The organism is Paraperlucidibaca sp. (assembly GCF_982810325.1).
In genome coordinates this window covers 9,848-22,765 of record NZ_CEYEMI010000029.1, presented here as the reverse complement: position 1 = coordinate 22,765, position 12,918 = coordinate 9,848, and the positions used below count along the sequence as shown (strand labels likewise).

10 protein-coding genes are annotated in these 12,918 nt (G+C 52.8%); 3 read left to right on the top strand and 7 right to left on the bottom strand.

The window, feature by feature from the left end; all coding sequences use genetic code 11:
* The first annotated feature begins 202 nt into the window (after positions 1-202).
* The gene (locus AC3DKE_RS09265; protein WP_487990508.1) at positions 203-2,611 is read left to right on the top strand and encodes a YgiQ family radical SAM protein; all 2,409 of its coding nucleotides are present in this window, start codon (positions 203-205) and stop codon (positions 2,609-2,611) included.
* A gap of 74 nt (positions 2,612-2,685) precedes the next feature.
* Here AC3DKE_RS09265 and AC3DKE_RS09260 read toward each other — a convergent pair whose 3' ends face one another.
* From AC3DKE_RS09260 to trxA, 3 genes are all read right to left on the bottom strand, one after another.
* Complete coding sequence (locus AC3DKE_RS09260) at positions 2,686-3,435, bottom strand: alpha/beta fold hydrolase (protein ID WP_411729639.1); 750 nt, start codon at positions 3,433-3,435, stop codon at positions 2,686-2,688.
* A gap of 10 nt (positions 3,436-3,445) precedes the next feature.
* Positions 3,446-4,705, bottom strand: a complete 1,260-nt coding sequence (gene rho / locus AC3DKE_RS09255; RefSeq protein ID WP_340675808.1) for a transcription termination factor Rho — start codon at positions 4,703-4,705, stop codon at positions 3,446-3,448.
* Positions 4,706-4,892: 187 nt separating this feature from the next.
* A complete protein-coding gene (gene trxA, locus AC3DKE_RS09250; protein WP_340675809.1) occupies positions 4,893-5,222 on the bottom strand; it encodes a thioredoxin TrxA in 330 nt (109 codons plus the stop codon).
* A 138-nt stretch (positions 5,223-5,360) separates the two neighbouring features.
* On the opposite strand from trxA, the gene AC3DKE_RS09245 reads away from it, so the two are divergent.
* Entirely contained in the window at positions 5,361-6,866 is a 1,506-nt protein-coding gene (locus AC3DKE_RS09245) for a Ppx/GppA phosphatase family protein (protein WP_340675810.1), read from the top strand.
* Here the strand turns inward: AC3DKE_RS09245 and ppk1 are convergent.
* Positions 6,863-8,929, bottom strand: coding sequence for a polyphosphate kinase 1 (gene ppk1 / locus AC3DKE_RS09240; RefSeq protein ID WP_487990507.1), 2,067 nt, complete (start codon positions 8,927-8,929; stop codon positions 6,863-6,865). The two genes, AC3DKE_RS09245 and ppk1, sit on opposite strands and share 4 nt — an antisense overlap.
* A 56-nt stretch (positions 8,930-8,985) precedes the next feature.
* Entirely contained in the window at positions 8,986-10,005 is a 1,020-nt protein-coding gene (hemB, locus tag AC3DKE_RS09235) for a porphobilinogen synthase (RefSeq protein ID WP_487990506.1), read from the bottom strand.
* A 136-nt stretch (positions 10,006-10,141) separates the two neighbouring features.
* Here hemB and AC3DKE_RS09230 point away from each other — a divergent pair, with 136 nt between their 5' ends.
* Positions 10,142-10,648 (top strand): thioesterase family protein, encoded by a 507-nt coding sequence (locus AC3DKE_RS09230; protein ID WP_379071746.1) that lies wholly within the window; start codon positions 10,142-10,144, stop codon positions 10,646-10,648.
* Position 10,649: 1 nt separating this feature from the next.
* On the opposite strand, the gene AC3DKE_RS09225 is transcribed toward AC3DKE_RS09230, so the two are convergent.
* Together AC3DKE_RS09225 and AC3DKE_RS09220 are read right to left on the bottom strand one after the other, a co-directional pair.
* On the bottom strand, positions 10,650-12,575 hold the full coding sequence (locus tag AC3DKE_RS09225) for an ATP-binding cassette domain-containing protein (RefSeq protein WP_411729637.1): 1,926 nt from the start codon (positions 12,573-12,575) through the stop codon (positions 10,650-10,652).
* Between the two features lie 82 nt (positions 12,576-12,657).
* A partial coding sequence (locus AC3DKE_RS09220; RefSeq protein ID WP_487990505.1) for a hypothetical protein occupies positions 12,658-12,918 on the bottom strand: 261 nt, incomplete at its 5' end.

Here is a 12,918-nt window from a genome sequence, read left to right as displayed (position 1 = left end):
GTTAAAGCAGCTACTGCGCTGCGTAACAACACCGGCGAAAGTCTGAAAACCAGCCTGTCCAACCGCGTCGGCGGCCTAGTCGGTCTCGATGGCGCAATGGTCGAAGCCCTGTTGCCGTTGCTGGGCTTCTAAAACTGTTTGAATCCGGCGGGCCATTATGTCCGCCAGCTAATCTGCACGTTTCCCGTGCTGGAGTGATGTGATGAGCTTGTTACCCCCGGTCGCAAAAACGCCGCTTTTCGGCCACGGCCGTTATTGGGCCGAATGTTTTGGTGACGCGCCATTTTTACCAATGTCGCGCGCCGAGATGGACCAACTTGGCTGGGACTCTTGCGACATCATCATCATTACCGGCGATGCCTATATTGACCACCCAAGCTTCGGCATGGCCATCATCGGTCGCCTGCTCGAAGCCCAGGGCTTTCGCGTCGGCATCATCGCGCAGCCTGAATGGCAGTCTGCTGACCCATTCAAAGTGCTGGGCAAACCCAACCTATTTTTCGGCATCGCCGCCGGCAATATGGACTCGATGATCAACCGCTACACGGCCGATCGCAAAATCCGCTCCGACGATGCTTATTCGCCCAATGACGAAGGCGGTCGCCGCCCAGATCGCGCCAGCCTCGTCTATGCCCAACGCGCTCGCGAAGCCTATCCCGATGTGCCGCAAGTACTCGGCGGCATCGAAGCCTCACTACGGCGCATCGCACATTACGATTACTGGCAAGATAAAGTCCGCCGCTCGATTTTGCTCGATGCTAAGTCTGATATTTTGCTTTACGGCAATGCTGAGCGCGCCATCGTCGAGATTGCTCACCGCTTAAGTCGTGGCGAATCCATTCGTAATATCACCGATGTACGCGGCACTTCGTTTTTACGTCGCGACACGCCTAAAGGCATGTTTGTCCTTGACTCCACACGAGTCGATGCACCTGGCCGCGTCGACCGTATTCTCAACCCCTATGTGAACACCGCCGACTTAGCCGCCTGCGATATCGAGAAACAAAAGAGCGCAGCAACTTATGCCGGCAGCGCATTTTCCAGCGAGCTGAGCAATGCCGCCAGCGATCGTGGCTTCGGCACTTTCAGCAGCAATAGCATGCACGGCGCCAATGACATCGGCGCACCAATCGAGGTTACACCAGGCGCTTGGGGCGATCTCACCGCATTGCCCGATGACACCACTGTGGTCGACCTATTGCCCGCCGGTAGCGTGAGCAAGCGCAGCAAATTGCCTGCGCGTGATGACACGGTGATTCGCCTGCCGTCGTATGAGAAAGTCAAAGCCGACCCCGTGCTCTACGCTCACGCCAACCGCGTATTGCACTTAGAAACCAACCCCGGCAACGCTCGCGCGCTAGTTCAGCGCCACGGTGAAAATGACGTCTGGCTCAACCCACCGCCAATTCCGTTGACCACCGAAGAGATGGACTACGTCTTCGATCTGCCTTATGCCCGCGTACCACATCCATCCTATGAGGGCGCACGCATTCCGGCCTACGAGATGATTCGCTTCTCGGTCAACATCATGCGCGGCTGCTTTGGCGGCTGCACTTTCTGCTCTATCACTGAGCATGAAGGCCGCATTATTCAAAGCCGCTCGGAAGACTCGATCATTCGTGAAGTGGAAAAAATGCGCGATGTGCCGGGCTTCACCGGCATCGTCTCTGATCTTGGCGGCCCGACTGCCAATATGTATCGCCTAGCCTGCAAAAGCCCCGTAATCGAGGCCGCCTGCCGCAAGCCATCGTGTGTTTATCCCGGCATTTGCGAAAACCTCAATACTGATCATGACCCGCTGATCAAACTCTACCGCCGTGCTCGTGAGCTCAAGGGCGTGAAAAAGGTCTTGATTAGCTCAGGCCTACGCTACGACCTCGCTGTGCAATCGCCCGAATATGTGCGCGAGCTGGTCACACACCATGTTGGCGGCTACCTGAAAATTGCCCCAGAGCACACGCAGGAAGGGCCTTTATCGAAAATGATGAAGCCCGGCATTGGCAGCTATGATCGCTTCAAGCAGCTCTTCGATAAGTTTTCGAAAGAAGCGGGCAAAGAACAATTTCTCATTCCTTACTTCATCGCGGCCCACCCCGGCACCACCGATGAAGACATGCTGGACTTGGCTATTTGGCTAAAGAAAAATGGCTTCCGCGCCGACCAAGTACAGGCGTTCTATCCATCGCCCATGGCCACAGCCACAGCGATGTATCACAGCGGCAAAAACCCGCTGCGTAAAGTCACGCGTGATTCGGAAGAAGTAGAAATTGTGAAAGGTGATAAACGTCGTCGCCTGCACAAAGCCTTTTTGCGCTACCACGATGCCAATAACTGGCCATTGCTGCGTGAAGCATTGAGAGCGATGGGTCGTGCCGATCTAATTGGCAACGGTAAGCAGCATTTGATTCCAACATGGCAACCAGCGACCGATGGCCAGTACGCGAGTCCGCGCAAGAAAAACACCAGTACGATAGAAGGCGTGTCGGTGAAGGTGCAGCCACAGAAGTCGCGTGCGTCACAGCGTACGCCGCAGAAGGGGCAAATACAGACGCAGCACACGGGCTTACCACCACGTGATGATGGCAGTCGTGCACCGAGGCGTCCGCGCTAACACGCCCTACAGTTACTCGGCACCTAGCTCTCGCTCTAGCGAGCAAGCAGTGTCGACGTAACCTGCGACAGGAATTAGTTCGCTAAGCTTTCGCGCTGGTCCGCCAGCGCTTTCGCTATTTGGCGAAATACTTTCGGGCTAAGCACCATGCCTATATGTGAGCAATTTGCCTCCATATGACGCGCATGCGGCGTGACACGGTCGATAGTCGCCGGCCAGCTCACGATGCCATCAACACGGCTGAAGATAAGCGTCATCGGGCATTGAATCGGGACACTGTCTCGCGCGGCAATATCGCGCTCGATCGCATCAAGATCAAAACCCATCTTCACGTACTGCTTTGCCGTTAGCGTGTACTTCGGGCCGCCAACAACTGGCGAGCCTAGCGTGACCACACCGGCAATTTCAGCCGGCAAATCACGGGCTAATTCGCGCGCAATATAACCACCTAAAGACCAACCAATGAGGCTGATGGGCTGGCCTAACTCAGCCGACCATTCGCGAATACGCGCTTTCAGTGGCGGCACCAGCTTATGCACTGCACCATGGTTTTTGCCTTGGCCCCATTGCCGCACCACATAGCCCAATGCCTCAAGGCGCTTGGCCAACATTTGCATCGCCCGCTCGCTGGCCCCATAGCCTGGTAGCAGCATCACGGGATGAGCCTTGCCATGCTCATCGCCACGCGGCAGATTATTATGCAAGTGACGCTTAAGGCGTAGGCCGTCGAGCAGCTCTATACCCACACGCGCCTCAGCTAAGACCTCGTACCAACTCGGTGTCTTGCTCGGCAGTTCAGTGGGCAGGCTGCTCAAATAGCGCATGCGAAATGGCCTATTTACGCTTCATCATGTCGAAGAATTCATCATTGGTTTTCACGTCTTTAAGCTTATCGAGCAAGAACTCGATTGCAGCTATCTCATCCATTGGATGCAGTAGCTTGCGCAAAATCCAAACTTTCTTCAGTTCATCATCGCCAATCAAGCGCTCTTCGCGACGCGTGCCTGATTTCTTGATGTTGATGGCCGGGAACACGCGCTTCTCAGCGATGCGACGGTCAAGGTTAACTTCATGGTTGCCGGTACCTTTGAACTCTTCAAAGATGACCTCATCCATTTTCGAGCCAGTGTCGATCAATGCCGTAGCAATAATCGTCAGCGAGCCACCTTCTTCGATATTACGTGCGGCACCGAAGAAGCGCTTTGGACGCTCCAAAGCATGCGCATCAATACCACCGGAAAGCACCTTGCCTGAGCTAGGAATTACCGTGTTATAGGCACGAGCCAAACGCGTGATGGAGTCGAGCAAAATGATCACATCTTTTTTATGCTCAACCAAACGCTTGGCCTTCTCGATGACCATCTCGGCCACTTGTACGTGACGCACTGGTGGCTCATCGAAGGTCGAGGCAACTACTTCACCGCGCACGGTGCGTTGCATCTCAGTGACTTCCTCTGGACGCTCATCGATCAGCAGCACAATAAGTGTCGCTTCAGGATTATTACGCGCAATGGATTGAGCCAAGGTTTGCAGCAACATGGTTTTACCGGCTTTCGGCGGCGCCACAATTAGTGAGCGCTGGCCTTTACCGTAAGGCGCTACCAAATCGATAGTACGTGCCGTTAAGTCTTCGGTAGAACCATTACCCAGCTCCATAACGAGGCGCTGAGTTGGGAAAAGTGGCGTTAAGTTTTCAAACAAAATTTTATTACGCGCGTTTTCAGGCGCGTCTAAATTAATTTGATTAACTTTCAATAACGCGAAATAACGCTCCGACTCTTTCGGCGGACGAATAGTCCCGGAAATGGTGTCGCCAGTGCGTAAGTTAAAGCGGCGTATTTGTGACGGGCTGACATAAATGTCATCCGGCCCGGCTAAATATGAGCCTTCCGCTGAGCGTAAAAATCCGAAGCCATCGGAAAGGATTTCCAAAACGCCATCGCCAAAGATTTCTTCGCCGTTTTTAGCGTGCGTTTTTAGAATGGCGAAAATGATGTCTTGTTTACGGTTGCGAGCCATGCCTTCTAAGCCCATGGATTCCGCAATTTTGATGAGTTCGCCTATCGGCATTTTCTTGAGTTCGGTGAGATTCATACCGTGCTGTCAATTGGAGGGTGGGAATACCCTAGTTACTCTAATGGCCAATGCTAGGCTGAGGTCGTTCAGCAGGAAGTAACTGCGCAGCGCAACGGGAGTTGGCTGGAGGTCATGGGGAACGGGTTAAGAGTAATCTAGGCTGTAACGAGGCGACGGTGCGGAGTGCAACCATCGCCGATAAAACTTATATAGAGGAGTCGATAAACGCTGTCAACTGCGATTTTGATAACGCGCCGACTTTTGTCGAAGCGATTTCGCCATTTTTGAACAACGTTAAGGTAGGAATACCACGCACGCCGAACTTGGCAGCAGTTGCTGCGTTTTCGTCAACGTTGACTTTGACGATCTTCACGCGGCCTTGGTATTCGCTGGCTAATTCATCTAGCACTGGGGCAATCATTTTGCATGGACCGCACCATGGCGCCCAATAATCAACCAAAACTGGCACATCGGATTGTAATACATCGGCGGCAAAATTGGCGTCGCTGGTGTTGACGATCAGCTCACTGCTCATCATGGCACTCCGTCAGAAAGTAGGGATTAATCACTCATCGATAGTAACACACGGACGAGAAAGTCATGCAAGCGACTCGTGCTGCGTTACAATTACGAATTCTGCTTATACATTTGATAAGCCACAAGGAGTACGCCAATGCTGCGTAGCAAGCCTTTAAATGATGGCTTATTGGCCGCTGTCGACATGGGCTCAAACAGCTTTCACTTGGCCGTTGCACGCTTAGATCATGGCGTCATTCGTCTCACTGAAAGCCTGTCTGAAAAAGTTCAATTGGCCGCGGGCCTTGATGAAAATCAAATGCTTAGCGACGAGTCAATTGAGCGTGCTCTAGCCTGTTTGTCACGCTTTAGTCAGCACCTAGCGGGTGTCGAGCCTGACCATTTACGCATAGTTGGAACCAACGCCTTACGCGTCGCGCGCAATGCACGACGCTTTACTTTAGCTGCGCAAGAAGTACTGAAACGACCCATTGAAATTATCGCTGGTCGCGAAGAGGCGCGATTAATTTATATCGGCGCATCGCAAACCATGGCTGGTCAGGGCAAGCGTTTAATCATCGATATTGGCGGCGGATCAACCGAACTAATTATCGGCGAGCGCCACGAACCGTTGCTCACTGAATCTTTACATATGGGCTGCGTAAGCTATAGCCAACGCTTTTTTGGCGATGGCCGCATCAGCCCAGAAGCACTCAATCGTGCCACTACCAGCGCTCGTCAAGAATTAGCCTCTATTGCGCGCAATTATCGCGAACTCGGCTGGGATGTCGCAGCTGGCTCATCAGGCACAATGAAAGCAATGCGCAACGTAATTTGCAGTCTCGGCTGGGGAACGCCGGAAGGGCATATTCCAGCCGATGCTATTCCAAAGTTACGCGAACTAATACTTAGCGTCGATGACATTAGCAAGCTAGAGCTGCCAGGCCTCAAGGAAGATCGCCGCCTACTGATTCCGGCAGGCTTTGCGATTGTGAGCGCAGTTTTCGCATCCTTGCATATTGAAACACTGACCTTTGTCGACGGCGCACTGCGTGAAGGCGTGCTCTATGACATGCTGGGGCGATATGGGGAAGGTGATGTGCGAGACCGTAGTATTGATTCATTGCAGCAGCGTTATGGCATAGACCGCGACTTCAGCATGCGCGTTTGTGACACGGCAACTGAGCTATTTAATCAACTGCAGTCGCCGCTCCAATTTGATGAGGATCACCTTGGTACATTACTAAGAGCTGCCCAACTGCACGAAATTGGCAAGGCCATCTCGCATACTGGCTTTCACAAGCACGGCGCATACCTGTTACTGCACTCTGACCTTGCCGGGTTTTCCAACCCAGAGCAGGAAGTTTTATCGCTAATGGTCGGCTCTCACCGACGCCGCTTGCGCAATGAAAATATGGAATCTTTGCGTAGCGCCGGTGGCGAGAAACTACTCCAACTCACCTTGATATTGCGTCTGGCAGTATTGCTTAATCACAGCCGTAGTCGTGATGATATCGCCGTCCCTCGACTTCGCTCCGATGGTGAGCACTACCGCATAGACTTCGAGAAAGGCTGGTTAAAAGCGCACCCATTAACGCTAGCCGACTTAGAGCAAGAGTGCAGCTACTTTAATAGCGCCAGCCTAAAGCTCTCAGTGCACTAACTGAATTTTTCTAAGAGCTTTTGCTGTGCGCTACAGGGGCTATCATCGCCCGGCGTAGCGCGCACCCAACTGCCATCAGGCTGCATATCCCAGGCCTGCGTATTATCGTTAAGGTAGAGCATCAAGCCGTAATCAATAATGCGTTTGCGATGTACGGGGTCGAGGATAGGAAAACAGGTTTCAACTCGCTGATACAGGTTGCGATCCATCCAGTCTGCGCTGGAGCAAAACACTAAAGCTTCACCGCCGTTTTCAAAATAAAACACGCGAGTATGCTCAAGAAAGCGACCGACAATAGAGCGTACCGTAATGTTATCGGTGACACCCGCAACACCAGGTCGTAAGCAGCACACTGAGCGAATAATTAGATCGACTTGCACGCCTGCTTGTGAGGCGCGCATCAGTGCCTGCATGAGCACCTTTTCCGTCAACGCATTCACTTTAATGATAATACGCGCTGGCAAGCCCGCCTGTTTGTTACTGATCTCTTGCTCGATCATGCTGAGCAACTTGGGGTGCAATGTGAATGGTGCGTGCAACAGCTGCTTTAAACGCAGTACTTTGCCCATACCGGTAAGCTCTTGGAAGATTTTATGAATATCTTCGCAAACCTCAGGGTTCGCCGTGAGCAAGCCATAGTCGGTATAGAGACGCGCATTGCCTGCGTGATAGTTACCAGTCCCTAAGTGGCCATAGCGCATAAGCTTACGGCCTTCACGACGCACAATTAAGATCATTTTCGCATGGGTTTTATAGCCCACGATGCCATAAACCACGATCGCACCGGCTTGTTGCAGCTTATTTGCAACTTCAATATTTGATGCTTCATCGAAGCGTGCGCGCAGCTCGATAACGGCTGTCACTTCCTTGCCATTACGTGCGGCATCAGCCAGTACGTTTACAATTTCAGACTCAGGGCCCGAGCGATACAAGGTTTGCTTAATCGCAAGCACGGACGGGTCTCGAGCAGCCTGACGCAGCATATCGACCACCGGAGCAAAGGACTCAAACGGGTGGTGCAAAAGAATATCGCCTTGTGCGAGAGCCTCGAAAATACTTTCCGACTTTTGTAGCACCTCAGGAGTGCGAGGCCTAAAGGGCTTAAAACGCAAACGCGGCCGATCAAAGTCTGAAAGCAGCCGCGATAAATTCACTGGCCCGTTTACTTGATACAAGGCTTCATTACTCAAGCCAAACTGTCTCAGTAAATAGTCAATAATGTGCCGAGGACAATTATCCGCCACCTCAAGACGCACGGCCGCGCCATAACGCCGCGAAAGTAACTCACCTTGCAGTGCAGAGGCTAAATCTTCCGCATCTTCATCAACCGTCATATCGGCATTCCGCGTAACACGGAATTGAAAACAGCCATTCGCCGTCATGCCTGGAAACAGCTCTGAAACATGTTCGTGAATAATCGAAGACAACATCACATGCTGATCACCACCATCAACAATGTCGTCTGGCAGACGCACGACTCGCGGCAATGAACGCGGGGCAGGCACCACAGCCAATGACATTTGGCGGCCAAAGGCATCTTTGCCATCGAGTGACACAATAAAGTTCAGCGATTTATTAACCAAGCGCGGGAATGGATGTGAAGGGTCAAGCCCGATAGGCGTAAGCACTGGCAGGACTTGTTCTTTAAAGTACTTTCGCACCCACGCCGACTGCTTATCCGTCCATTCATCACGGCGCAGATAGCGAATATTTTCAGCAGCCAGCGCCGGCAATAAATCATCATTCAAAATACGATACTGACGCTCAACCGCCGCGTGGCAAATCTCTGAAATAAGCTTCAGCACTTCTTGCGGCAATAAACCATCGGGGCCCGATCTGATATGCCCAAATGAAACTTGCTGCAGCAAACCCGCGACACGAATCTCGAAAAACTCATCGAGGTTGCGCGAAAAAATCAGCAAGAAATTTAGGCGCTCGATAAGCGGATGGCTAGGATCCGTCGCCTGCTCCAGCACACGCATATTGAAATCGAGAATACTTAGCTCTCGATTCAAATACAGCTCTGGGCTGGTCAACTCAAAGCTTTCAGCAGGCTCAGTCATAACATATCCTTCAGGTAATCAGCGCTTTTGATGATGCAGGCTATACCACCAAGATGTCAGCGTGATGAAGCATGAAGTAATCGCGCCGCCTCAACGGCAAAGTAGGTCAAAATACCATCTGCGCCCGCGCGTTTAAATGCCAATAGTGATTCTAAAATAACTGGCTCGCGCGACAGCCAACCGCGCTCAAAGGCTGCCACATGCATGGCGTACTCACCACTCACTTGGTATGCAAAAGTTGGCACTTGAAACTCAGATTTAACCAAACGAACAATATCTAAATATGGCATGCCAGGCTTAACCATCACCATGTCGGCGCCTTCAGCCAGGTCGAGCGCAACTTCATGCAAGGCTTCGTCGGAATTGCCCGGGTCCATCTGATAGTTCTTTTTATTGCCGCCTTTTAAATTGCCAGCGGAGCCTACTGCATCCCGAAATGGCCCGTAGTAACTCGAGGCATATTTGGCCGCGTAAGAAAGAATACTAACGCGCTCATAGCCTGCTGCCTCAAGTGCAGCGCGGATAGCGCCAATGCGGCCATCCATCATGTCGGATGGTGCGACGATGTCTGCGCCAGCCTCAGCATGCGACAAGGCTTGGCGCGCGAGTGCGGCCACGGTGATATCGTTGGCGACATAGCCAGCGTCATCGAGGATGCCATCTTGGCCATGCGTGGTGAACGGGTCGAGTGCGACATCGGTGATGATGCCAAGATCAGGGTACGCGGCCTTCAGCGCGCGCGTGGCGCGTTGGGCGATGCCATCGGGCGACCATGCCGCCGCTGCGTCTAAGCTTTTATGCTCTGGCGGCGTCACCGGAAATATCGCCAATGCCGGAATGCCCAGCTCGACCCATTCTGCCGCGGCCTCAATAAGCAGGTCGATAGACAGGCGCTCGACACCGGGCATTGATGCCACCGCTTCGCGGCGCTGCTCACCATCGAGCACAAAGACCGGATAAATCAGGTCATCGACAGTTAGTTGATTTTCGCGCACCAAACGGCGCAACCAGTTATGAGCGCGGGTACGACGAAGGCGAGTGGCGGGATAAGGCGCGCGATTGGCAACAGACATCATCATCTCTCTCGGTATAATAGCAACAGCTTAGCCGAAACGCAGGCGCTTTCGTAGCAATGGCGCGAAGTTTGAGGTGACGCGTAGCAGAGAGCTTGCTACATTCCACGGCATTACATTCTTTTGCATGAATAGCGATATGAGCGAAACACTAACCGCAGATCAAGCGCCAAAACTGAGCCCCGAAGAACGTGCCGCGCGCCTAGAGAAACGCCGCCAACAACTCATCGATGGCTTTAATGCTATTCCGTTTATCGTTCATGTTGGCGGCAAGCTCGTCTACATCGGCGAAGATGAAGCGCGTGCTGAAATAAGCATGGCGCCGCACTTAGTCGGCAATACGTTTCAGCAGATTTTACACGGCGGGGTGATTGCCACTTTGCTCGATAGCGTCGCTGGCGTGGTCAGCATGGCTGCGGCCTATGGCCGCTTAAAAGGCCAAGCAACGGAAGAGAAAATGCGACGTATGGCACAGCTAGGCACTATCGATATGCGCATTGATTACTTGCGTCCCGGTCGAGGTGAGAGCTTTATCGCAACGGCAAAAGTGGTGCGCATTGGCAGTAAAATTTGCGCGACGCAAATGACACTACACAATGAGAAAGATGCACTTATTGCCACCGGCAATGCCGTGTTTCATTACTAGCCTAAGCCGTAAGTGCCTCTAGAGCTTCCGTTGCCGCCAACCAAGTCGACTCGGCCTGCTCCATCGTTTTCTGAGCCTGCTTTTGCAGCTGCAACATTGCCGCAAGTTCATCGCTGGCCGCTGGCTCATAGAGCGCTGAGTCGCCAAGACGCTCAGCAATCGACTCAACATTGGCTTGCGCATCGAGCATAGTTTGTTCGCTACGCTCTACGGCTTTTTGCGCGGCTCGGAGATCGGCAGAGCGCACGGGCTTTTTGCTCGCGCTGGGCTCTATTGCTGCTGGCACCGCAACTGGCTTAGCTGCTTTCTCTAGATCAGCACCGGCCACCACAGAGATCGGAGCACCGTTGGTTTGCTTTGAGCGCCAGGTACGTAACCACTGCGCATAGTCATCGAGATCGCCATCAAAACGCTCGGCCTTACCGCTATTGATCAGCCACAACTCATCGCAGGTAACCGCAACCAAATGCCTATCGTGCGATACCAGCACAATCGCACCTTCAAACGCTTGAATGGCCACCAGCAAGGCATGGCGCAAGGCTAAGTCCAAATGGTTGGTCGGCTCATCGAGCAGTAATACATTGGGACGCTGCCAAATGATTAACGCCAACGCTAAACGCGCTTTTTCGCCGCCAGAGAACGGCGTAATTTCAGCGGTAATGCGATCGCCACCAAAACCGAAACCACCAAGAAAACTGCGTAGCGTAAGCTCAGATGTGGTCGGACTTAGGCGCTGAATTAACATTAGCGGAGTTGCCGATGAGTCCAGATGATCCACTTGATGCTGAGCAAAATAGCCAATGCGCGTGTGCTCACTGATTAAGCGTGTGCCAGAAATCAGCGGCAGGTCACCGACTAGCGCGCGCACCAATGTGGTTTTACCGGCGCCATTGGGGCCAAGCAAGCCGATACGTGCACCAGGATATAAGCCTAAAGCGACATGTGAAATAAGTGGCGTTTTACCATGACCAATGGCGGCCTCATCTAGCCGCAGTAATGGACTGGCTAAGCGCTCAGGCGCGCGAAAACGAATATCTAACCCCGACTCGATTTCGGCAGGCGCACTTAAAGTCATGCGCTCTAATGCTTTTATGCGGCTCTGCGCTTGTTTTGCTTTCGTGGCCTTGGCGCGAAAGCGATCGACAAATGATTGTAGATGAGCCACTTGCACTTGCTGCTTTTCAAAGGCTTGTTGTTGCTGCGCCAATCGCTCTGCGCGAGTGCGCTCAAACATCGAATAGTTGCCGCGATAATGCGTAATCGTGCCTTGCGCCACATGCAAAATATGCTCGACAACAGCATCGAGGAAATCACGATCGTGCGAGACCATCACCAATGTTCCGGGATAAGCACGCAGCCAATCCTCTAGCCACAAAATCGCATCGAGATCGAGGTGGTTGGTGGGCTCATCGAGCAGTAATAAGTCTGAGCGGCACATTAAGGTTTGCGCCAAGTTCAAACGCATACGCCAACCGCCAGAGAATGCGGAAACTGGGCGCTGCATATCTGACTCAGAAAAGCCCAAGCCGGCTAAAAGCTGAGAGGCGCGAGACGAGGCGGTGTAGCCATCGATGCTTTCGTAATTGGCAAATAAATTACCCATCGCCGTGCCATCGAGCGAATCCAAATCACTCAGTAGTTCGTCGAGCTGACGCCATTCGGCATCTCCATCGAGAACATAATCGAGTGCACTGCGATCAACAGCAGCAACCTCTTGCTTCATGTGCGCGACAACCCATCCCACTGGGCGAGAAAGCGAACCGCTATCGGCTTGCAATTCGCGCAGCAACAGTGAAAACAGCGAGCTCTTGCCTGCGCCATTATTACCAGTCAGCCCCACATGCCAACCCGGATGGATCGCGAAACTGGCATCGGTAAATAAAGGGCGACCGCCACGTAGCAGTCCGAGTTGCTCGGCAAGAATCATGGGTTTCTCAAATTGGGCTTACAAATAGGTATGCAGAAATGACAACGGGCCCGAAGGCCCGTTGCATCTTAACTGAAACGACTTAGTTCGTTGAGTCAGTCTTCGGTGCTTCAGCCGTTTTAGCGGCTGGCTTTGCTGCTGGCTTAGCAGTAGCTGGCTTAACGGCCGGCTTTACTGCTGGCTTTTTAGCAACTGGCTTTTTAGCAGCAGTGGCAGGTTTGACCGCCGCTGGTTTTTTAGCAGCAGCTGGCTTAACGGCCGCTGGTTTTGCAGCAGCTTTTGCTGGGGCTTTTGCTGGTGCTTTAACAGCGGCCTTCGCTGGCGCCTTAGCAGCAACTTTAGC

Bases quoted from the DNA above. Each gene is read 5' to 3' on its own strand.
- AC3DKE_RS09245 (WP_340675810.1), top strand. From the start codon at position 5,361: ATGCTGCGTAGCAAGCCTTTAAATGATGGCTTATTGGCCGCTGTCGAC.
- hemB (WP_487990506.1), bottom strand. From the start codon at position 10,005: ATGATGTCTGTTGCCAATCGCGCGCCTTATCCCGCCACTCGCCTTCGT.
- AC3DKE_RS09265 (WP_487990508.1), top strand. From the start codon at position 203: ATGAGCTTGTTACCCCCGGTCGCAAAAACGCCGCTTTTCGGCCACGGC.
- ppk1 (WP_487990507.1), bottom strand. From the start codon at position 8,929: ATGACTGAGCCTGCTGAAAGCTTTGAGTTGACCAGCCCAGAGCTGTAT.
- rho (WP_340675808.1), bottom strand. From the start codon at position 4,705: ATGAATCTCACCGAACTCAAGAAAATGCCGATAGGCGAACTCATCAAA.
- AC3DKE_RS09260 (WP_411729639.1), bottom strand. From the start codon at position 3,435: ATGCGCTATTTGAGCAGCCTGCCCACTGAACTGCCGAGCAAGACACCG.
- AC3DKE_RS09230 (WP_379071746.1), top strand. From the start codon at position 10,142: ATGAGCGAAACACTAACCGCAGATCAAGCGCCAAAACTGAGCCCCGAA.
- AC3DKE_RS09225 (WP_411729637.1), bottom strand. From the start codon at position 12,575: ATGATTCTTGCCGAGCAACTCGGACTGCTACGTGGCGGTCGCCCTTTA.
- trxA (WP_340675809.1), bottom strand. From the start codon at position 5,222: ATGAGCAGTGAGCTGATCGTCAACACCAGCGACGCCAATTTTGCCGCC.